This is a genomic window from Metabacillus halosaccharovorans, from assembly GCF_002019635.1.
Classification (GTDB): domain Bacteria; phylum Bacillota; class Bacilli; order Bacillales; family Bacillaceae; genus Metabacillus; species Metabacillus halosaccharovorans.
Window position 1 is genome coordinate 909,879 of sequence record NZ_KV917371.1, and the last position, 24,118, is coordinate 933,996.

Genomic DNA, 24,118 nt, shown 5'->3' on the forward strand with positions numbered 1-24,118 from the left:
CCCGTTATTACATTATTATGGCAGTAATCCATTTAATTGGTTAAACTTCCATAATTATGTCTAATCATGTAATACATCGTTGGGCTTTTCTTTTAGACAAGTGTATGATGAACATAAAAGCCTCCTAACAGGAGGCTTTTGTGTCTAATATGGGCATTAATGTCGAATAAACGTTAATTTTGCTCGATTATTAACAATATAGTAACCTCCACCTACATAAAATCGATCTCGGTCAATACTATAAACACGTACAAGTTCATTTTGCTGAATCATTCGATGTACTTTACCACTCGGGTTATATAAGGGGATATTTGCTTTGGGCCTAATAAACCCTTCATAAAAGGAAACATTTCTTGTCGGCTTGACAAAATAACCTCCGCCTACATCGTATTTTTGTTGATCAAATGTGTAAACTCGAAGTGCTTCCCCTTTTTTTAGATATCGATGAAATGATCCATCCGGCTTATAAAGGATTTCTTGATCCTTGATTAAAAGACGGCCAATATGTAAGCTCATTTCACTTGCTTGTTTAATGTAATATCCACCGCCTACATCATATCGATTTCCTAAAACACCATAAACATTTATAACTTCTCCTTTTTTCAACATCTTGTAAGTTATAAATGAACCATTTGGTTGTCTTTTAACCAATGGAGTATCTTTCTTTAACGTCAGACGCCCAACAATTTGCCCATGATTTGTTGGTATCTCTGTATTTGGAATTTGTATTGTGGTATTTTCCTGATTAGGCGTTAGGTACAATAACTGCCCGATATAAATGCTATCCGCAGTTAATGAGTTAAATTGCTTTAATTGATCTACAGTAATTCCATTACTCTTTGCTATTCCAGATAAGGTATCTCCACCTCTTACAATATACGTTCTCTCAGAGCTTGAAGTGGTGTCTTCACTCCCTGTTGAATAATCACCATTAGGAGTCACATCGGAATGAGTAAGCATCCACGTTTTATAATTTTCCCAAATGGCAGGGTCTTCCTGTCCTAAACTCCAGCTACCTGTCCCTTTTAGGTTATATTTATGCACTAGATCCACTTTGGCTTTTATTGATCGTGCATCCTCAAACCATACATAATAGGTACCCTCAGTCAATGTCCTTCCTGCAATCGTTGTTTTGGAATCAGTCGATTTCACTTCAATCGTCAACTTAGGAGATTGCTTTTGTTCATCATAGGTAACTGTTGATTTATATTTATCCATCAGTTCATTCACACGTATATTGGATATACCATACCCTCCATAGTCTTCACCTTTTTTCCAATATCGACCATAGAATGGCACACCAAGGACAATTTTTTCAGGTGGAACTCCCTCTCCTAGGGCATATTTAATGGAACCCTCCACAAAATCAAGACTTGCTACCGGTCCCTCTGGACTTCCTTGAAAGCTCTCGTCATAGCCCATAATCATTAAATAGCTTGAATACTTAGCAAGCTCCTTATAATTATAAGATCCGTGCCATCCCTTATTCCATCCATATGGATTTGCAGCCACTGCGACAGATACTTCCTTATTTGCAGGAATCTTCTCTCTTAGCAGTCGAACTAAATCTGTGTAGTTGGATTGATCGGTATCTGTTACATTCTCTATATCCACTTGAACACCGTCAAGATCGTATTGAGAAATCGCATTAGCTATTTGTGTAGCAAGCTGCTCTCTATTTGCTAAAGCAGCTCTTCCTATATTGCGATCCCAATGATTACTTAAGAATGGAACAACTTTGATACCTCGATTATGCATCTCAGTTACTAGTGTTGAGCTCACTTGGGATGTTAGCTTCAAACTCCCATCTGCTTGAATATCAAAAAAACTAGGAGAAACAAGATTAAGGTTTCCATTAGTACGATCAATCTGTTTAATATAACTGCTTGTATTACCAAAATATAAGTATGTCATATTAAAATCCGCTTCATGGGCTGATACCTCTACTTCTCCTTTAGCAAAGGAAAAACTAGACACCAATAATAAACCTGAAACAACTTTTATTGTGGCATTTTTTATGTTCGGGTATCTTGTCTGAACATATTTTTTAGCACTTTCCTGAAGATCCTTCCTCTTCCCCTCATGGCCAAGTTCAGCAGCAAACTCAGTAGCGAATGGATGTAAATAGAGGATGATGGTGCATTCATTTTCTGATTGTAAAATCTTATGCCGCTCAAATAGCTCCATATTGACACTCCTTAGGACTACTCATATTTCCTAGTTTGCACAACATAATTGTGATTTATTTTACGATTATCCATATTCATCACTAATTTTGATAAACAAAAAGTACTCAGATCTTTAAAAAATCTGAGCACTTTTTCTTCTAGTATTTTTTATTCATTCCTGTTCCGAATCGCTTGTTACAACTGATGAAGGACCATTTAAAAATTCATCAAGAGCTGCTTTATTTTCTTCCATATCAATCTCTAACACTGAACCTGCATGGGAATAGCTTTCATTGGTGTATGAACCTTCAACCGGAATTGTCATTGTCTCAATATCCTCTGGTGTGTTGACAATAAAGTCTTTTAAAAGACCTAGAACCTCAGAACCACTCACATTTGTTTCAATATATGGTTGGACTGTTCCGACTAATTTAGGAAGCTTTGTTACACCATTCACACTAATTAACTCATCTTTTAACGCATTAATCACTTCCTGTTGACGTTCTACTCGTCCAAAATCACCCTTTGCATCCGCACGGTATCGTGCATATCCAAGCAATTCTGCTCCATCAAGCATTTGCACACCAGGCTCTAAGCTTACTCCAATATTTTTTGACATGCTCTGCTGTACATCTATTTCAATTCCATTAGGAGCTAGAGTATCAACAACCTGTTGGAATCCTTTAAAGTCAACAAGTGCATAATAATGAAGATCAACCCCTAAGTTTTTCTCCAATGTTTCCCTTAATAATTCAGGACCACCTAGGAAATAGGCTGTGTTTATTTTATAATTTTTATAATCAGGTATCTCAACATACGTATCCCGCATAATGGAAACTAACTTTGCTTTCCCTTCTTTTGGGTCATATTGAGCAATCATGATCGTATCTGTTCGCGATTTCTCTTCCCCTCTTGAATCAACGCCAAGTAACAGAACATTAATTTTTCCTAGTTCCCCTACTTCAGCACCGGCAAAATCGGATGCGCCGCTTTTATCAAATCCTTCTCCTGCTGCCTGTAGACCTGTGTAATATTGATAAAATATATAACCACCAAAACCAATTATCAAAAGTAATAGAAGAAAAAAAACTCTGGCAACCTTTTTCTTTTTTTTCTTTTTATGTCGAACTTGTCTTTGATTCATCATTTATCCTCTTTCATTAGATAGTAGATTACTAATTAGTAATTGTATCATTTTTTTCTCATTTTTAAAGTTAAATTTCAGGGTCATTTGACAAATTTAAACAAAATAATCACTCTTGTATTCTTTCATCATTCATTATATTTTGTCTATAGGCCTAATTTTAACAATTTTGTCGAATAACTATTATTTTGTAGAAACATAAAAGAGGAGGTAACATTTCTTGAAAAAAAGTTTAATTCTTTTGCTATCTTTTGTGGTTTGCTTGTCCATCGTACCACAAATTTCTCTCGCAACTAGTCAATTAAATGGATTTGAACAATTAAAAGAGATTAGTAACACAAACCAGGTCATCATCGTTAATAACAGTAGGGGAATAGGAGCTGCCGTAACAACATATGAAAGGACCAACGGCAAATGGAAAATAGCACTTCCTAAAATGGCAGCAGTCGTCGGCAAAAATGGTATTGCAAGTAAACAAAAAGAAGGAGACGGTATAACACCTGCTGGAGTATACACACTAGGGACAGCATTTGGCTGGACAAAAAAACCAAATGGTACTAAGCTTCCATACCGCTTAACAACAGCAAATGACTATTGGGTTGATGACCCATCTTCTGCTGACTATAACAAATGGGTAACCTATAGTGGAAATCCTAACACACGTTGGAATTCCTATGAAAAATTAAAAAACCCCCTTTACAAGTATGGAGTAACCATCGATTATAACGTGAACCCTATTGTTAAAGGAAAAGGAAGTGCCATTTTCTTACACGTTTGGAGAAGCTCAATAAGTCCTACCGCTGGATGTGTGGCCCTTTCAGAACAGAATGTTGCAAAGCTGCTTACTTGGCTTGATCCTGCAAAAAAACCAATTATTGTTATAGGAAAGACGAATCAAATAAATACTCTTTTAAATGGATATGCTGAAAAAACAGCCAGTCAATTTGTTGCAGACGCTCAAGTAAAATCAAATAAATTAAGAGGTAAATATGATGCAGCATCCATTGCTGACATAACGATTACTCATCAATTCAGTAAAGAATATTCCGCAGCAAAAACTGCTGTTTTAAGTGCCCAAGAAAAAATCAACTTCCTTTCAGGTCCTAAAAAACAAGAATTACAGCAAGGTTTGGAAGCTGCAAAAACTCACCAAATGAGAGCAGCACGTTTCATTGATTCTGTGAAATTTGGACAAACTGAAGTAACGACTTCCAAGGATGAAGTATATAAGATTGTGCAAAATGATACTTTTACGACAGAACTGGTCGAATCCTATCATCTATTATCAGCAAAGATAAAGAAGGAAGAGCAGTTAATAGGGAAGATATATGGTAGTGAAACACGTAAATACATGGCTGATGCACTAGTAAAACAAGCCAAAATTGTTCGTGAAACAGTCATTTATGAGGTATCAATCTATGAATTACTAAAAGAAATAAACAACTTAATAGCCCAAAATAACCATACAAAAGCAAAAGAGGAATTAGAAAAGCTCGATCGTTTAAAGAACCGGGCCATTGAAATTAAGAAAACAGGAAATCAATTACACCCAGGTAAATACCCTAATTTGCCAGGAATGAAAGCATATTTAGATGATTACGAGTTGGAAACAAGAAGTAAATTAGATTAACTATTAAAAGGGCAGCCTATGCAGGCTGCCCTTCATTTTGTTAAATAGAATACTTCCAAAGCCGGGCACCATCATGGAAATAAATTGTACCGTCAGTATCCTGAATTACTTGTTTTACATCTTTCTTAGTTCGTAAAAACACAAGTTTTTTGTTATTAGGATTTAGTTTAAACATTGTTCCTTCCACTACTCCATACAAATATCCATCTTTTCCAATAAGTAACGATCCATTTGGTGAATGTCCAGAAACATCTTTTACGATTTTTTTGCTAAAAACAACACCCTTCGCCGGGTCGTATGCATAAAGAATTTCATCAGCCAATCCCCACACCATTCCATTATTGGCAACGGTTATCGCAGAGTAGAAGCGTATATTGCTAAATGGCATTTTCAACACGACAGGATTAGCATTCGGGTTGTTTGCAGAGACGGTAAACAGCACAGCATTTGTTTTTGACGGATCTACATTTGGCTTTCCGAAAATGGATGTTCCTCCGTATACCACCTTCTGATGTTTTGAATATGCAAGAGATACAATACTTTGATTTGGAATCAGTTTATTCTTTACAACAGTTTTATTATTACTTACGTCCAGGATTGCCAAAGCTCCTCCAGCATATCCAGAGCGAGGAGTTGTTCCAATATACAGCTTGTTTGTACCCGGAACATTGATAACAGCAGTTGGTCGATCTTGTCCATAGCCTTGCAAATTCAACAGCTCTGTTTTTTGATTAGTTTGTGGCTGATATTCGATAATTTTTGCCTGCGGATAGACTCCCAAGTACATTTTTCCATTGATTGGAGCAGAGTCTTCCACCTGACCGGTTGTGCCTCTCGTAGTTGTTTCATTTGCATCTGAAGAATACACAGCTAAGCTTCCATTTAAAAATCCACTGCTATAAATATTTCCACTATTATCTGTTCCAATATGATGCAATTCTATAGGTTGTGCAGGAAGCGTCATCAAATCATGCTGAAACACATCACTTTTGAAGCTATATGTGAAATAACGCTCGTTGTTTCCAAGCTTTCCAGCTAATGTATAGCCGTTGTTTCCCTCATTTATAAGGCTAAATGATGTAACCGTACTCGGTACTTTCCCTTTGACAACTTCTTTACTTTCTTTTGTTGTTACATCAAAGGAAAAGATTGAATTTCCATTTCCATAGTAGATAACATTCCCATGCTTTTCTGAAACACCAAACGAAGTCGCAGGGAATTCTCCTAAATATTTTTTTGAATTAACATCAAAATATAGAATTTTTGCGCTTGGGTTAACCTTTACGAACAATAAATTATCTACTACATCCAGGGATTGAATCGATTTTTCGCCTTTATACTTGCTTGGTAAAATCGATTGCTTCTTTTTCGTTTTCAAGTCAAAAGCAATAAGATCAACAGGCGAGCCTATTCCTGCAAACAGTGTATTATTCGAAGCATATGCGACACTCTTGGCATCCTTTTTTCCTGAAACAATTGTCCCATAATCATAGAATCCTTTTCCTTCTTCGTATTTGAAGGCTTTCCCTTCATTTGAAGTTACACCATAAACAGCTTTCGTTGAAGCAGAATAGTCAAGATCCCAGATAACTGTATTATTTATCGACGTTGCTTTGCCGAGCTTTGTCAATTTCTTTGTATTTACATCATATTTATAAAGCATCTCATTTGGTGTTGTTCCGATATAGTACGTACCTGGGGAGCCTTGTTCAATCGACCACCCAGTCGTTGTATCAGCTAGTGCTTTAACATCTACTAGAGCCTTTGTATAAAGGTTTGTGACTGCTAAAGTACCAGGCATTCCTTGCAGGACTGAAAGCATTAGCGGTTCACCGTTACTGCTTGTACCAAACGCGGCTGTTGAAACATTGATATTTGTTAATTGCGGACCTAAATTTTGAACAAGATTTCCTTTTCTTACTCTTTTTTCTGCGTTGGTTAGATAGGCTGAAACCCTTGATGGAAGCTGCGCATAGCCGCCAGCCTTTTTGATTTCAACCGCTCTTTTTTTCAAGCGGTCAAGTTTCCTCAAATCACTATTTCCTTTAGAGGTGTTACCATCAAAAAAAGATCTCTCAATGGATTCTATCAATCTTAATTGGGAGATTTCATAAATTACCCGCTCTTTGGTTATCTTTGAAGGGTTAACATATTTATTTAATAGCTTTGAACGATTTGAGCTTCCTGATACCTTTCCAATCGCTCTCTCCATTTTCCCAATTGTGTTTGTAAAGTCATTATAAAGCACATCGACTTTTTCTATATCTCCTAAATTAATCGCTTCTACGACAAGTTGATTTAGTTGAACTAGTTGCTTCCCTGCATTTTCAGCATTCTTATACGCAGCGTTTGCTGCTGAAGCCGGGTTTGACAACAAGAGAACCTGAACTAGAAGTATAGAAGCTAAAACGATTCTCATTCCTCGCAAGTTATAAACCTCCTATTATTACCTTAAAGTAATATCAATCATAGTTTTGGACTAATAAACCCCAACATATTACCTAAAGCTCCTTATTAACATGTAATGTATTTGACAATTCCTTAAACCCTAGGTATATCGTACCACAAAACCCCTAAAATTCCCTTCCGAATAAAAATAAGCCCCACAACTTTTTTTGTGGGGCTACACATTAATTTAATACAGCAATACTCTTTAATATATTTTGACCATTCTCATCAATATAATAATCTATATTCACTTTACTACCTTCCTTAATTGAATCAAAATCAACATCTGATTCAAGAGTTTGGAAGATCACCGTTTCTTGGTCTGCTGTCTCGATTTCAATGCTGTGTGTATCTGCTTGTCCTATGTAGATAGCTTCTGATTCCTTCATGATCTCTGGTTCTTCTGTATTTTCCTCAGCTGTTCCTTCTTCTGTTGACCCTTCAGTTGTTTCTTCTTCTGTAGGCTCCTCAGTTACCTCTTCTGTATTCTCTTGAGGTTCTTCTGTTTCTGTAACTTCTTCATTATTATCTGTTGTTTCTTTTTCTTCTACTGCATTTTCTTCCGTTGGTTCGTTCGTATTTTGCGATACATCAGTTCCACATCCTGCAAGGAAAATGGAGGTTAATAAAAATAAAGCAGCTAGCATTCTCATTATATATCACCTCATAATCGTATTAGGAATATGATAACAACAATGTCGAAAATGGTCAAAATGACAATTTTTTTAAAACAGACAAAAATATTGTGAAACTATGTCGATATAAAAGTATATCCTGACAAATCTATATAAATATTTAGTTAATTCGCTCCACTATTTTACATAATTTTCAATGTTCTTTTACTATAATTATTTATAAGGTTCATAACTTAATAGGTGGTGTTTATTTTGAAACGAGTGGGCATATTTTTTATTTTATTCATTAGTTTTTTTGCTTTTTTTCAACAACCTGCGGAAGCTTCAGGTGATCAATTAATCATTATTAACAAAAGCACCAATAAACTGGCTTTTTTTGATGACGGAAAGCTTATCAAGGTATTTAATGTTGCAACAGGCAGACGTGACTCCTATACTCCAGAGGGGAAATTTAAGATCGTAAACAAAATCAAAAACCGTCCTTACTACAAGGAAAATATCCCGGGCGGTGATCCCAGAAACCCTCTTGGTGACAGATGGCTTGGACTAGATGCAAGAGGTACATATGGTACAACATATGCAATCCATGGTAACAGCAACGAAAGCTCAATAGGGAAGTATGTCAGCTCAGGCTGTGTGAGACTGCATAACAACGAAGTTAGATGGCTTTTTGGTCAGTTAAACCTTTACACAACAGTCATTATTACTGATTCAGGAGCTTCCTTTGAGAAATTAGCTGTCGAGCATGGGTATCTCGATCAAAACCTGTTAAATAAGCAACTAGCAGAAAAAGCAGGGAGTAAGTTGCTCAGCGAATTATCAGCCTATAACTCTGCAATAAATTCAGGATCCATTTCAAAGATTAATAGTTTATATGATCGTCTAACATCCCAGCTTAAAGCAACAGAACTGGCAACCGGAAAGGTTAGTGGAAAAAGCAATCGAGAAATACTTGAAGCAAAATACATCCGGCCTTCCAAAATTGCCATTGAACGTACGATTTATGAGGTATCACAATATCGATTACTGAATGACGTGGGGGTACTCATTTCTAAAAATAAAATTAGTACAGCCGAAGATCAATTGTCGAAGCTGGAAAGACTGAAAAAGCGTTCAATCGCTATTAAAAAGGCAGGAAATTATAAAGCATTACCTGCAAACGTTGATCGGTCACTTCTAGCCTTAAAAGCAACAAATGAAGGAAACATTATGAACACAACACTAGCTCAGTTTAATCAAACAATCTCAGCTGGAAAAATCGGAACCATTAACAGCCAATATGATTCCTTCACAAAAAAATTGCGAGCAACGGAAATCGCAATTGGTCAAGTGTACGGCAGCACCAATCGTAACAATCTCGGCGATATGTATATTACACCTTCAAAGGTGGCAGTTGAACGGGTTATTTATGAAGTCTCTATCTATCGTCTATTAAACGAGATTTATTGGTTACTCGATGATAACAAATTAAATCAGGCAAGAAATGAATTTTCAACGCTTGACCGTCTAAAACGAAGAGCCATCGAAATTAAAAAGAATGGTGGCTATCAATCTGTTCCTGACTCGATTTCAAGAAGTTTATCATCGTTTGAGAATAGATTAAAAACACAAGTAAAGTAAGGATAAAAGCTACTCACCTATCGTGTGAGTAGCTTTTTTCGTGTTTATTACCTCAGAATAGTGTATTTTCACACCAATAAACTTTAATTTATAAAAGTTCTTTAAAAAAGGATGAAACCACATCGATAATCTACTAAATATTTCCGAATTACCACCGATATATATAGTAAAAAAGTCTGTGAAAGGTTGTTCGTCACCATGTCAAAACTACTACCCTTTCTAGTAATATTCATGACTGTCATTTGTTTTGGAGTATGGTTTACTGTTTTTCTGGTTTTTTCTGAAAACAAAAAAGAAACTACAGTTGATGAAGTTGATGAAGAAATCTCTGGTATTGTTGAAGATGAAGCCTTAATTGCTGATACATCAAAATTGGAAACACAACCAGAAGCAACTGAGCCAGCGTTGATTGAAGAAGAACCAATAAAAGAGCCTGCAACTGAACAAAAGTCACCGGAAAAATCAAAAGTAACAAAGCCCTCAGAACCAACAAAAAAATCTACCGCAGACCCGCCAAAAACATATCGTTTATATGAAACGTTTTTCCCGGATTTTTACGAGTGGTTTGACCAGGTATCGGGTACAGATGTGATGCCTCCTGTTTATGAGGACTATGAGCTTGACCAGTATTATATCCAGTTTGTTGAACAGAATTTTCCTGATGTTCAAAATAAGCTATTTTCTTTTAATCGCTATTTTCAGTATTTTGGCGAAGAGCTTCCTACAAACGGGACAAGTGTAGAGCCTGACATGTTTGAACTGAAGGAAAAGGCTGACATTCTAACAGATATTACGCTAAGCGGTGTAAGTGAGCCGCATACGTCTTGGCTGACAAAAGAGCTCGGGGAAGCTTATAAAAACTATCTTAATATAGCAGAAAGATATATGTACCATGTCAGAATTACCATTGATGACGAAGTGTTTGAACCTGTTCATACATATGAATACACCGCGTTTTTCCGGGAGGATTTAACTGAGCAATCAAATGTTATTCAACAATTACTAGACGAATCTAAAAGGAAACTGGAAGAAGAAAAAAAACGAATAGAAAATGGACAAGTTACGTTCGAGTACTAATGTGTACAAAATCCAGCAAATGGATTTTTCTATATAAATATATATTTGGGGGAATTTGATGTTTTCAAAAAAAGCACTACTTACGTTTATTTGTGCCTTGATTTTCATCTTTATAGGCACCAACGAATCATTTGCTGCATCAGCCACAGCAAACGTAAAAAAACAAGGTAACTCACTTCAAGACAGGCTTACAACATTTAACAAGATAATTAATAGTGGTGATATCCAACATATTGATCGTCTGTATGATGACCTTTCAAAACAAATTAAAACAACTGAAGCTGCCATTGGGAAAGTATCCGGCAAGAAAAACCGCGATGCATTACTAGCGAAATATGTGGTAAACGCAAAGATTGCTAGAGAACGCGTGATTTATGAAGTTTCTCAATATCGCTTACTCCAAAAGATTGATAACCAGCTTTCACAGCAGCAATTTAATCAAGCAAAAAGTAATTTAGCTAAACTGTCACGCTTAAAGAATCGTGCAGTTGAGATCAAGAAAACAGGTGGTTACCAAGCTGTTCCTGCAGCCATAGCTTCTACGTTAAATAAATGGGAAGGTAACCTTTCCTCTCAAATAAAAAAAGATAACGAAGGAATAACAGAACTATGGCAGCTACAATTTAAGGGAGAGCCTTTGTTTGATAAAACAAATGTACAGGCTGACGGCTCCCTTCAATATGGGAATTACAACATTATCAATGAAGTTTACCACGCAGACATTATGTCACTAGATGATAGTGGAAAGAAACAGCATTCTTGGAATATTACTGAGGAACAGGTCGATCGTGGTGGCACGGATAAAGATCCGAAGGTTCTCACGATTAAGTATTCAGAAGGTATCATCAGCTCATATACAATGGATGGTGACTTAGAATGGACCTATTCCCTAAAGCAACCGATCGATAAATTCGAACATTATTATGATGTTGACCAAAATGGAACAATCTATATTTTTCTTGACGATCAAATTAAAGCTATTTCGTCTAAAGGAAAACTTCTTTATTCCATTCCTAAGCCAACAGCTGAATTTAATATAGAATATGCGAATGATGGTTCAGTTTATGTATTGGATATTCAAACAAATAATTGGAAAGAAAGTACCTTTATTAAATATACAAACACAGGAATAGAAGAATGGCGACAAAGCTTATCTGTTGACCGTGAAGACATTAACACAATTTTTCACTACGACATTGTTAAGGTAGAAAATAATGCTTATGTTTACATCGGATATGATACAGACGAGTACTTTAATTCTTTAAGAGTCCTTTATTCCTTTGATACATCTGGAGATGTAAACTGGTCAATCGATTCAATTGGCTACGTATATGAAAATGGAATAAAAGAATACAACAATGAGACACTTGTTCTATCAGGCGCTGATTTTTATGTGATTGACTCATCTGGTCATATTAAAAAGGAGTCAGAGGTAATTGCAAAAAATCCATATGGATATAACACTGACGAGATTTATGCAAATTACTTTCTATCAAATGGAAAGCTAATTTTTAATACATCGAAATTTTTAGCAGCCTTGAATCCAAACGGTGCTTATAGCTGGAAAACAGATATTGCTGATTCCCAATGGTACAGCAGCATGAAGCCTATAGACGATATTATTGTGTTAACGTATCACGAGGAAAACCAGACACATATTTACTCAAATACTGGTAAAAAACTCGGAACATACTCATTTGGAGCTAATGGATCTGCTCAATTATTATCAGGTAGCAATACACATACAAATTCATTATACTTTGTACAAACAAGCTATAATGAAGAAAAAGACGAGAGTCATACAATTTTACGTGCTTTAAAATATTAAAATGAGTTAGAAACAGCCTGCTAAAGTCTGTTTCTGTCTTTTGTACTAGGTGATGGTTATGAAAATTTTGGTTTATCTCTTATTTATAATCGGTTTGATCGGGTTTAGTGGATTATATAATCCAGCTCATATTTATCTCTATACGATTCTCCTATTTCCTATCACGGGGTTTCTTTTATTATTCAAGCTTAAGAAAAAGGTCAAAGTCAATGTACCGATATGGCTACTACCTCTTCCTTTTTTGTCGGTAATGCCTCTTTTATTCCAAGTTGAATCTGTACAAGGAACACTCGATGAATACCTTGTTTGGTGTGCACTTTTTGCGTTTGGCATACTATTACTACAAATAAATGAGAGAGCTGTTCAACTTCCTCTACTCCTTTTGGCCATCAACTGGACGACTATAGCTGGGACATATCTAGCACTATTAGGTATTATTTCTGTCCCTCAATTTATACTGTCTTTATCAAAGGAAGTGTCGGGACTTGGTGAACGACTTGGAGGCTTTTTGCAGTATCCTAATGCGTTTGCCTCCATACTTGGAGCGATGATTCTTTTTCACCTTGTTCTAGCTGTGGGAGAGCCCAAGAAAAGTTGGGCTTTTTTACATAAGCTACTTCCCTTATTTGCTTGGCCACTGTTTTTATTAACCGAATCACGGGGTGCTTGGTTAATGTTTATCATCGTTTGGTTTTTCACATTTTATGTGATTTCGAAAAAAACGCATATTCGTTATCTGATCATTTCCGGATTCATTTTTGTATGTGGAACTATTGTTTATACATCAATAATTCTTAACGGAACCTCTACTATTAATTGGATATCACTTGTTGTTGTAATTGGCTTCGGTGTTCTTTTATTGTGGGTGGAAAGAAAAAAAATTTTGACAAGGATCACGGATCCTCGCAGCATTCACCTTGTTCCTCTGACCTTATTAGTAGGATTTATGTTCTTATTCAGTGACCTATATTGGAAAGGTGCCCTTTATCACATATTGCCAAGTTCCTTACAGCAGCGGTTGTTGTTCAATTTTGATACGATTTCTGAGCGGGCTTTATATTGGAAGGATGCTTTATTACACTGGGATGAGTTTTCCTTTACGGGTTTAGGTGGAAAGGCATGGCAGATTCTCATGTACCGAATCCAAACTTCTCCGTACTTAACAAGCGAGGTTCATAACGGCTACCTTGATATTTGGATTGAGATGGGCTTAATTGGGTTGTTTTTTGTTTTATTCCTTCTTATTAAGGTAAGCGTTCAGTTATTCAAAGAAAGAACTGCATCATTACCGGCATTTCTTTTTCTACTTTTGCACGGATTTTTAGAATTTACATTTTCCTACCCAATCATTCTGTTTTATCTACTTATACTTAGTCTCTGTCAGATAGAAAAAATCAAACAACCTGCGTCCAAACAACCAGTTCTACTAATCTTAGCATTCATCGTTCTGACAAGTGGTAGTTGGTTTTCCATTACGTTTGCAAGGGCAGAAAACGCCTACCATCACGTGCAATCAGCTGAAACAATAAAAGAAGCTGCGGCTGCTGTTCAAGATGCTTATAAACTAAATCCGTGGCAAACTCAGTATGTACGATTTGCAGTTGAATATCAGCTGCTTTCTCCCGAAGAGCAAACGATTTGGCTGAACAAAGCCATTGAATATGAACCGAACCATTCCTGGCTTTTATATCATGCAGCAAAAACTGCTGAAGAAAACGATGAGGTAGAAAGAGCTAAAATCCTTTATCAACGATCAATGGAGACGAATCGGTTTGAAAACAGGAGTAAATAATACAATATAACCCCCTTCTGTGACAGAGGGGGGTTATATATTGCATTATTGAAGTGTTAATTGGTACGGTGAAATGCTTGCCGTGCCATTTTTGTCTTCTACTTTGAAGAAATATGTTCCCTTTTTCAAATTTACATAAAATTCTTCGGAATCACCTAGACCATATACATCTTTTTTAAGCAATTGTTTTCCTTTTGCTTCATAAAGACTTACCACTCCGTCTAAATCAGAAGGAACGTCTAGTTTAACTTTGTATTTCTTTGATTTATCTTTTATGACAAGCTTAAAGTAATCCACATCACCTTTTTGGTTTGAAGCATTCATATAGCCTGATCCAGTCAGCTTTCCTTTTTTATCTGATTTTAAAGAAATAGATTTGCTTGGAACATTGTTTTTAATCACAGATCCTTTGTCTTCATCCACTCTATTACCAGATGCGAAGGTAAACGTATAATTTTGTAAGGAAGCTGTGCCGTAATAATCAACTAACACAACAAAATAACCTTTTCCTTTTGAAGCATTAAATGATCCACGTTCTTCATCACCAGAAAGTCCAACATCTGTAATAATTAACTTTCCTTCTTCCTCCACATCAAGTTCCTTATCACCGTCTGTATCTTCAATAAGTAACACAACCGGATCTAATTCTCTTTTTAATTCCTTTGGTACCTTACTATCGTATTTAGTATCCACCGGCTGAATTTGGTATCCGTAAATACCGCTCTTTGTTGGTTTGTAATAGAGTATATCCATGTCCTGCTCCGTAGAGAAGTTACCTGTTATTTTGCCTTCTTTTAGCTCTGTCGCGTCAGAGTAAACATCATTTGATTCCTGAGAATCCAATGGTGCATCTGTAACAAATTTAGCTGTGAAAGAATATTCATTTAGGTTTGGACGATACATTGGGTCTGCTACCTTAATATAGTATGTTTGATCTTCTTTTAAGCCTACATACATTTTTTCCAGTACTGACTCCCCAGCCATATCAAAGTAGAGATTTGAAGCGATCATACTGAAATCACCTGTTTCAGCATTTTGCTGATATACTTCAATTCCTGATTGAACACCTTGATTGGAAAGTTCATATACCCCTGTTTTATCAAGCTGAACAGCATACCAGTCCTCGTCACCGCTATATTGGAAGAAGCCTTTTGCATCCTCGTTAACCGTATAAGGCATCGCAATCTCAGGAACTAGTGAGTAGTAATCTTCCTCTTCACCCAATAAAGCCAGTAAATCTTCTAAAATACCATTTCGAATATTTTCTTTCGTTTTAACAGCTTGTTCCACATATTCCTCTGTTACTTCATCTGAATAATCATATGAAGCTTCAGGGAACTGATCCTCATCGGCAGATAGTACTGTTTTGTCTATAGTGACTTTATAAGGAATCGTTGAAGAGAAGCTTCTATTCAAATCTAACTCCTGCCCCATATCCAGCCACATAAATATTTCTTCTGATAGAGGATTATTTGTTACCTCAATAACAAACGTTTCACCCGGGGAACCATTAAAGGAAATTGTTTCACCTTTACCATAGCTATTATTATTAACAGAGTCATATTGAACTCTTTCTTCAAAAACTTCGCCATCCATTTCATACTTTTCAACCATATAGAGATTAATCGTTTCGTCAATTCCAGGAACTCCTGTAGAACTTACCTGATAGGTTTCTGTGCTTTCACCAGCAGGCACAGTGAAGGTGAAGAAATCACTGTCACCGAATGTAAGGTCATCAATTGGCTGCTCTTCCTCAACCGGTGTTTCTTCTTCAGAAACCGGAGGAGCTGCTTCTGTAAAGAATAAAGCATCTGAACGGAAAGGGAACTGACTTACAGTTTGCATATTTTCCTCTGTTAAACCATCATCTTGCAGCTCAGCCGTTTTAGAAGCTGTTAACGTGTACGTTTGCTTCGCAGATTCAACGTATTTTTTCAAAGCATCACTTACACCAATTACAACTGTTCCAGCCTGTGGTGCTTTATATAGGGAAGCTTCCTCACCACCAACTGTTACATCATTAACCGTTACATGTTCTGCCGCAGCTTCTGTTTCTCCCTCAGGGAAGAAATAAATGTCATATTTATAGTCATATGATTTTCTAGAAGGCAGTAAATTTAACTGAACATACTCATTTTCACTAACAGAAAATTGATACCAATCTGTTTGGTACAGCTTTGTAATTGCACCCTTTTGAACAGAATTCTCTGTTACTTCAATTTTCTTTGCCTTCTCAATCAATTGGTTTTCTTTAAGCTTTTCAACAACTGGTAGTTTTTTAGCATCATATTTTAATGCATTAACAGGATTAACTAAACCAAAGCCATAAGTCGTATCATAACCTTTGCTACCTAAATCTGTTGCTGTTTTGTTTAGAATATATTGAACCTGCTGTGGTGTTAGCTTCGGATTTTTCGATAAAAGTAGTGAAACTGTTCCCGCAACTACCGGAGAAGCCATTGAAGTACCGTCAAGCTTCGCAAAAGAAGAGCCCCGCTCTGCCTCATAGGTTGAACTGTATATATCTTCTCCTGGTGCCACAACATCTACAGATGGACCATATGTTGAGAATTCAGCTAACTTGTTCTCTTTATTGGTCGCACCAACACTAATCACTCCATTAAATGAAGCTGGATATTCCAGCATTTCAGAACCGCTGTTACCTGCAGCTGCAACAACTGTAATGTTTGCCTCTATCGCTTTGTCAATCGCTTCTTTAATGATTGGAGAAGCAAAAGTAGAACCTAGACTCAAGTTAATCACTTGAACCTTTTGTTTAATAGCTTCTAAGATTCCTTCAGCAACTGTGTAGTCACTTGAGGAGAAGGAGCGATTAAACACATCAATTGATACAATTTGCACATTTGGATTAACCCCATATCCGCCTACTTCATTGTTTTTCTCTGCAGCGATAATTCCAGCAACATGTGTACCATGTAAATCAGCAGCACCCTTTTTTAACGGATCCATAACATTGTAGTTATACACAATCTTATTTTTTAATTCAGGATGATTAGGGTCGATACCTGTATCAACAACCGCCACCTTCACTTTATTTTTACCTGCTAGCTTTGCTGCATCATCAATTTTCAAATTATCCAGGTGATACATAGATGATCTCTTTTGATCTGGTAAACCAAGCTTTGAAACCTTAGCACTTTTTGTAACGGATAATACATCATCCCGCTTCATATACTCAGCTGCGACCTTTTCAAGATTTTTCTTATTTGTCACCTGAACAACATCATATTGAAGGTCACTAACCTTTTTCACTAATGTTGTTCCCATTTTTTTATGAGTACTTGTCGAAATCCCCTTCTTATACTTAATAACTAGGAGATTATCATAAAAAACATCTTCATCATCTTTTGATGTTGGGAGGGATTGTAAGCTGCTTGAGCTCTTAAAGCCTAACCTATTTAATGTTTCCGCATAACTTTTTTGTCCTTGCTCAGGCTCACTCGTTGCATAACTTACTTGGCCTTGACCGATGGAGGAGAAAACCAAAGCAGCACTAAAAGCCATGATTCCTACCTTCTTAAAAATCTTCATTCGACAACCTACTTTCATATTTTTTACATACTCTTTGATAATACGATATTATTCCTTTTTTTTCCTCTATTTCCATAAAAATTTTAAAATTTTGTATCTTTTGGCAGAAAGTAAACATATAGTCTCGATGGTAGATAGGTTTTTGATCCTTTTTAAACCAACTCTCTTAGTCTTTAAGTCTCATAATTCTAACTGTTATAAATTAAAACTCTCTTTAGCAGGTATAGATTTTTTCTACCACGGACATAAATTTTTAAAGTTCTGGGTATAATATATATGTGTGTGTTTTACCTTTCGAGTGCAGATATTTTCGGCACTCTTTTTTTGTCATTATAAATTTTTATCCTCTATCTAAAACATGGATCTCCGCATAAGTATTATATTGAAACTTCAAAACCATGAAATTTCCCTATTACTCTTTCAGCTAAAAGATAGAAAACATCTCCTTTTTATCTATTAAAATTCAATTTGCTATCCTCCCACTATTTTACATTCACCAAAAGTAGGTTAGAATAAAGCCTAGACTAATAATTTAATAGAGAGGTACACACATGATCTACCAAACACAACTATTTAAAGGCCTAACCAAACCACGAATAAGCCTCTATCAATTACAAAAAGCTGAAGCTGTGAAAAAGGTTGTCCTTAAGATCCTACTTCTATATCTCGCATGCTTCATTATTTTTGCAATCAGCACATATTTCGGAATTGGAACAGAGACATATTCAGAAAATATTAGTGATTCAATTGGAAAATATGAAGCAGGTAAATTGCTATTATTAGCTGGAAAGCTTATTAGCAGCTTACTTTATCCAACACTTTTTATTTGGTTTACTGCGTTATTTTTTTGGATTGCTTTGGATATACCATATCTCAAAGCAGTGATCGTACAAATGTTTGCATTGACTGTTCTATTAAGTGGACAACTCCTTACAATACCCGTTCTTGTTTTACTTGATTTAAACCACGTGAGCAATCCATTCTCATTTGGGGTGATAAGCCAATATGTGATGGATCATGAATATTGGACGAATTTTTTCGGGGCGATTACAGTGTTTCATTTCGTCGCGATATGGGTGCAATACTATTATTTTCGTTTTCTTAGTGAGAAAAATAGATTTTACACCCTATCTATTGTTATATTGTTTTATTTAATTGTTTGGCTGTTAGAAGGATTACTAGCTTTTCTTAAAATTTCGGTACTCTATTAAGGAGGTGTTTAGATGAAAAAATGGTTCGTGACAGTACTCGGTATTGTTTTTGTTGGATTCCTTTGTTTAAACGTTTATTTAATTTTTAAGGATGAAAGCAAGGTCGATCGTACGATATATGTTAAAGAATGGACGCGTGTGCAAGAGGATGATATTGTGGAAACGATTGAAGCCGACGGTATGATAGTACCGAGAGAAAATCAAGATATTTATCTGCCATTGGAAAAGATTGATTTTCAACAGTTTCTAGTAAAAGAAGGCGATGAAGTTGTTGCAGGAACTCCTTTATTTGTCTACTCATCACCGGAAATAGATCATTTAAAAGAAACGATTGAGCTTGAAATTCAACAGTTAGAAGGTGAAATAGAAGGTGTTGATGACTATATTGACTCATTAATTGCCTATCAATCTTCTGTTTTATATTCTGACTCTGAAATGGAGATTGACTCAGACTTGGAAGATGGGTTAAATATCGATGTGAACACATCATCTGATATGATCGTGAGTTTAATTGAACAAGAGATTTACCGAAACGAGCTGGAAAAACAAAAGTTGGAAGCAGAAATTTCAAAATATCAAACCCAATTGAGTAATATTAATGAACAAGATCAATCAGCGAAACAAGTAAGTGGAATTGATGGCACTGTTATCAAAGTGAACAAAAAGCTAGAAAACCCTCTTGTGACAATCGCTTCTAATGAGTTAGCCATAGAAGGCCTTTTTACAGAAAAACAATTATCCAAGGCGGAGGCAGGCATGGAGCTTGTTGCAGAGGCATCTGGTCAAAAGATGGAAGGAACATTGGATAAAATCCACGCATATCCTGTGAAGGACCCTGCAATCGGCCAGAAGAACGCTTATACATTCACAGCAGGTATCCTGGAACAGCCGGAAGCACTACCAATCGGCACAGAAGCAGTTGTAACTGTTGTCACCGCACAAGCAACCGGTGTCCCTACACTTAAAGATAAAGCCATTCATGATGGAGAAAAGTCTTTTGTTTATCAATTAAATAAAAATGGACTGATTACTAAGAATGCGGTTGAAACCGGTTTGAGCTTTGAAAGTGTTCGGGAAATAGTTGATGGAGTAGAAAATGGGGATGTTATTGCAATAGATTCTGGAATACCCCTGCATAATAAGACTAATTTTGTAACAGAGATAAAGCCTGGTAAAGTAACGAAATCATCATTGAAAGATTTATCAAAACAAGATATGTTGAGATTTTTCTTGACTGGTTTGATTGAGAGATAATGACTCGATCCCTTTGATACTCAAGCACATAATAAAAATGCTCTATAGATCAATCTATAGAGCATTTTTACGTTTTATTAATTGATGTTTTGAGCTGTTAACACAATATTACTTGTTGCTTTATTTCCATAAACATCTTCAATAAGTACTTCATTTGTATTAATAGTTAAGGTATCAACGAATGAACCATCAAACACTCCACCATCACCCTCGGTATCGTCACCAAATTGGACAATAAATATTTGATTATCATCTGTCGTTACGTTCACTCCATAAGTTCCAAACTCTTCCGTCATACCTTCCAAAGCTTCTTTTAATTCCAATGCAGAATCACCGCTTAATTCTTCACTAAAGTTTACATATAACTCTCCGTTATTTAACTCACCTGGAGTGACATAATTTAGTTCATTTATTTCAGGAGGTGTTAAGTCATTAGGAATTCGTGAATCATTCGCTACCTCTATCGCATCATTAATTGCCTGTGTTTCACTTAAGATAGTCTCCGGAGTAAAAGAACCATCTTCTAAGAATCCTCTTGCATCATTAAGTGCAGTTTGTAGCAAATCAAGTGATTCCTGAGTGAAATTACCCGGCTCTGTTCCCACTGTTGCACTGTCAACAAGATCTTGCCCTTCGTTTATGGTGTCTACTAATACAGCAACCATTTGATCTATTTCGTCGTTTTCGTTTTCATTTTCAAAAGGAACTTGATTCATATATACCTGCTCAATAGCAATTGAAAGATTTTCAGACACCTGCATTATTTCCTCTTCAGTGGCATCTGTATTTTCAAGTAATGTTAAAGCAGCATTTAAAGCTGTCTGTAAACCAGTAAAGGATTCTTCTGTATAGTCCCCTGGAAGAGTTCCTATAGTACCGTTATTCAATATATATTGCGCATCATTTATTAAATATTGCAGTTGTTCAGTTGGATCTATCTCATTTTCAAATGGAGTGTCTTCTAATAGGTCATTGATTGGTGTAACATCAATATCTTGACCATCATTTGAAACAACCAGTTTAAATACTTCCCAATATCTCTCATTATTTTCACTAGACGGAACACTAAATTCCTGTTCAGCAACCAGAGCATTTCCTTTAAATATTTTTACCTTTGCACCAGATTCAGCCAGCGGAGTCTCACCTGAGAAATTATGAACATAAAATAAGTATTCACCATCCACAAGCTTACGAATCGTTGTTGTTTCCGGCCCATATGAATTTGTATCATCCCAATCTAAGTCTGCATAAGTCGTTCCAGCTAGAACAAACTCTTTATCAGAATACCAAGTATGATATTGTTCCTCACCATTTGATAGGGTAGCAACTAAATGTGAATCTAAATCTGAAGGATTTTCTCCCCATTCAAGCATTATTTTCAATTCATTTGTTGCAGCAGCTCTTATTGCTGTTTCATTTTGATCAACATTAAATGTATCAGTTGGTGCTGTTCCCATCATATATGAAGTAACATATCCTTGCTTAGAAAACTCTCCTGTGTAATTGCCTGATGGTAGATTAACAGAATAATAACCAAATTTATCAGTTGTCACTTCAGCAACTACTTCACCTTCTGTCGTGCCTGTGCCCTCTCTAAATTTAATCGTCATTCCTTCAATACCAACATTCGCAATGTCAGTAATTCTTCCACTAAAACCAGTGCCGATTTCAACCGTAGAGCTAATCTCTTGTCCAGTAACCTTAGTAGAACTTTCTGCTGGTTTAACTTTAATAACCAATTCCTTATCAAGGTTTTCTGTTAATAGAACAGGAGTAAATGTAAAACGATTTCTATTTGAATTATACTCTAAATTTTGCAATTCATATGGCTGTCCATCTAGTGTAGCTGTTACGTCAAAATCAGCTAAAGTTAGTCCAGCTATATACTCATCATATTCTACACTAATGCTTGATTGATCTGCATGTACATTAGTCATCAAAACAGAATCTGTATCTGAGTAGCTATCAGTTACCTCATCTTCTCCAACTTGAACTGAAGTACCATTATCTAATACTAAATTTTGAGGTCTTTGAGAAATAGTAGAACCATTAGCATTTATTTGAGCTGTATCGATTCTTCCAGCTCCTAGTACACTAGCTGCAGCATTTAGAACTAATGTGCGAATATCTGTTTGTTGATCTAAATTTATACGAACATTCATAGCTCTAGAATTAATCGTTTCAAATGAGCCAATCAATTCTACACTTAAATCTTCTGTAGCTGATTGGACACTTTCACCAACTGTAATATTGGTAAATCCATCTGCATTATTATCTAGGTTTTCTTCTTCAATCTTCACATATGATTCCAGTTGAACTTCATATACTTGTGTCGAGCCACTAGCAACGATACGGATTGCTCCATTATTTTTATTCACAATTACAGTGGCTAAAACTGAATCAGTGAAATGGATACTGTTGCTTCCGCCACCTTTAACCGTAGTAGTACCTTCAACAGTAACTCCTTGAAGTGTTACGTCTCCTTCCCCTACTTCCTCAGCAATTAACAAGTTCCCTTTAATAATCATGTTTTTTAGAGTCACGTTTTGGCTTTTTACAACTAAATCTCCTTCAACTACAAGAGGATCTCCAGTTTCTTGTCCATATGTACCTTCTGCTGTGATTGTTGATGGAATCTCTGTACCTGGAGTAGCAGGTGTTTCTGTATCACCACCAGCACCTGGATTTGCAGGCGTTTCTGTGTCACCACCAGTACCTGGATTTGCAGGTGTTTCAGTGTCACCACCAGTACCTGGTGTTGTCGGTGTTTCACTTCCTGCATCAGGGTCTACTGTCGGTTCTTCGGGTACCTTTTTTATTAGTTCATCCTTAGTATGAACTAAACTGGACTCAATTTGAGGTATACTTGGATATTTACCCGGGTGTAGTTTATTTCCAGCTTCTTTTATATCTAGAGATCGTTTTTCCAGACGCTCTAACATAGCAAGTTGTTCTTCAACTTCACTAAATTTTTCATTACTAACAAGTACTTCAATTTCTTTTAATAAGTTATATCGAGATACCTCATATATAATGGTTTCTCTTACAATTTTCGCCGGCGTTATAACTAGCTCATTTGCAATTTTTCGGTTATCACTGCCATACATTTTTCCAATGGCTCTCTCTGTTTTTCTTATTTCAGCAGATAGCTTGTTATACTTATTGACAGTCTCATCATTAATCATTTGTTTTTCAATATCTTTATTTAATTCTGCTTGTAATTCTTCTAAACTACCTCTTAATTTTGTTAAGTCTATAACTCTAGCAACACGTAATCTAATTTCTTCAGCTGACTTTAACTTTGCTTCTAGCTTATTCTTATTAGATACCTGAGATGATGAAAGAATAGACTGAGCCTTTTGAATTGATTCTTTTGCTTGATTGTATTTTGTCATATTTTCTTTAGACAAAGCAAAATCATTATCTTGAGATAAAACATAGAGAGATTTTAGAGAATTGGCTAATTTAAATGCATTATTAACTGCTTCCTCCACATTTGCTTGTGAAGCAGCCTGAGCAGGAGTTACAGCAACTAAGGCACTAGCAGCCATCATTAAGGATGTTGTTTGTACTATACGCTTCTTTTTCTTATTATTTTTCAAGATTCTCTACCTCTTCCAATTTATTTATTAGCAAAAAATATTCTAGTACAAATTACACAAAATGTAAACTTCGGAATTATTATGAAATTTTTACATTAGTATTTTAATATATAATTTTTATAGAATAAACCTATAAAAATTACGGTTTTCGAGTAAA

The 24,118-nt window shown here is 35.9% G+C and carries 13 protein-coding genes; 7 read left to right on the forward strand and 6 right to left on the reverse strand.

Features of this window, described 5'->3' with window-relative positions; genetic code table 11:
• Nucleotides 1–156: 156 nt before the first annotated feature.
• Together BK577_RS04345 and BK577_RS04350 are read right to left on the reverse strand one after the other, a co-directional pair.
• Nucleotides 157–2,187, reverse strand: a complete 2,031-nt coding sequence (locus BK577_RS04345; RefSeq protein ID WP_078431805.1) for a glycosyl hydrolase family 18 protein — start codon at nucleotides 2,185–2,187, stop codon at nucleotides 157–159.
• A gap of 153 nt (nucleotides 2,188–2,340) precedes the next feature.
• Complete coding sequence (locus BK577_RS04350; RefSeq protein ID WP_078431806.1) at nucleotides 2,341–3,312, reverse strand: LCP family protein; 972 nt, start codon at nucleotides 3,310–3,312, stop codon at nucleotides 2,341–2,343.
• A 220-nt stretch (nucleotides 3,313–3,532) separates the two neighbouring features.
• On the opposite strand from BK577_RS04350, the gene BK577_RS04355 reads away from it, so the two are divergent.
• Nucleotides 3,533–4,942 (forward strand): L,D-transpeptidase family protein, encoded by a 1,410-nt coding sequence (locus BK577_RS04355; protein ID WP_169908090.1) that lies wholly within the window; start codon nucleotides 3,533–3,535, stop codon nucleotides 4,940–4,942.
• Between the two features lie 40 nt (nucleotides 4,943–4,982).
• Here BK577_RS04355 and BK577_RS04360 read toward each other — a convergent pair whose 3' ends face one another.
• Both BK577_RS04360 and BK577_RS04365 read right to left on the reverse strand, forming a co-directional pair.
• Nucleotides 4,983–7,361, reverse strand: coding sequence for a hypothetical protein (locus BK577_RS04360; protein ID WP_245823484.1), 2,379 nt, complete (start codon nucleotides 7,359–7,361; stop codon nucleotides 4,983–4,985).
• Between the two features lie 211 nt (nucleotides 7,362–7,572).
• Nucleotides 7,573–8,043, reverse strand: a complete 471-nt coding sequence (locus tag BK577_RS04365) for a hypothetical protein (RefSeq protein ID WP_078431811.1) — start codon at nucleotides 8,041–8,043, stop codon at nucleotides 7,573–7,575.
• 243 nt (nucleotides 8,044–8,286) lie between these two features.
• Between BK577_RS04365 and BK577_RS26735 the strand changes: the two genes are divergently transcribed.
• From BK577_RS26735 to BK577_RS04385, 4 genes are all read left to right on the forward strand, one after another.
• Entirely contained in the window at nucleotides 8,287–9,645 is a 1,359-nt protein-coding gene (locus BK577_RS26735; RefSeq protein ID WP_342743288.1) for a L,D-transpeptidase family protein, read from the forward strand.
• Between the two features lie 198 nt (nucleotides 9,646–9,843).
• Nucleotides 9,844–10,722: a hypothetical protein gene (locus BK577_RS04375; RefSeq protein WP_078431814.1), complete on the forward strand. Its 879-nt coding sequence runs from the start codon at nucleotides 9,844–9,846 to the stop codon at nucleotides 10,720–10,722.
• Between the two features lie 58 nt (nucleotides 10,723–10,780).
• Entirely contained in the window at nucleotides 10,781–12,550 is a 1,770-nt protein-coding gene (locus tag BK577_RS04380; protein ID WP_078431816.1) for a hypothetical protein, read from the forward strand.
• A 58-nt stretch (nucleotides 12,551–12,608) separates the two neighbouring features.
• Nucleotides 12,609–14,342, forward strand: a complete 1,734-nt coding sequence (locus BK577_RS04385; RefSeq protein ID WP_169908092.1) for an O-antigen ligase family protein — start codon at nucleotides 12,609–12,611, stop codon at nucleotides 14,340–14,342.
• Between the two features lie 45 nt (nucleotides 14,343–14,387).
• On the opposite strand, the gene BK577_RS04390 is transcribed toward BK577_RS04385, so the two are convergent.
• Nucleotides 14,388–17,894 carry a S8 family peptidase gene (locus tag BK577_RS04390; protein WP_169908094.1) on the reverse strand — a complete coding sequence of 1,169 codons (3,507 nt, stop codon included), beginning with the start codon at nucleotides 17,892–17,894 and terminating at the stop codon, nucleotides 14,388–14,390.
• A 551-nt stretch (nucleotides 17,895–18,445) separates the two neighbouring features.
• Here BK577_RS04390 and BK577_RS04395 point away from each other — a divergent pair.
• A complete protein-coding gene (locus tag BK577_RS04395) occupies nucleotides 18,446–19,105 on the forward strand; it encodes a hypothetical protein (RefSeq protein WP_078431821.1) in 660 nt (219 codons plus the stop codon).
• 12 nt (nucleotides 19,106–19,117) lie between these two features.
• A complete protein-coding gene (locus tag BK577_RS04400; RefSeq protein ID WP_078431823.1) occupies nucleotides 19,118–20,359 on the forward strand; it encodes an efflux RND transporter periplasmic adaptor subunit in 1,242 nt (413 codons plus the stop codon).
• Nucleotides 20,360–20,436: 77 nt separating this feature from the next.
• Here the strand turns inward: BK577_RS04400 and BK577_RS04405 are convergent, their stop codons facing one another.
• Nucleotides 20,437–23,961, reverse strand: a complete 3,525-nt coding sequence (locus tag BK577_RS04405) for an FIVAR domain-containing protein (protein WP_078431825.1) — start codon at nucleotides 23,959–23,961, stop codon at nucleotides 20,437–20,439.
• Between the last annotated feature and the right edge of the window lie 157 nt (nucleotides 23,962–24,118).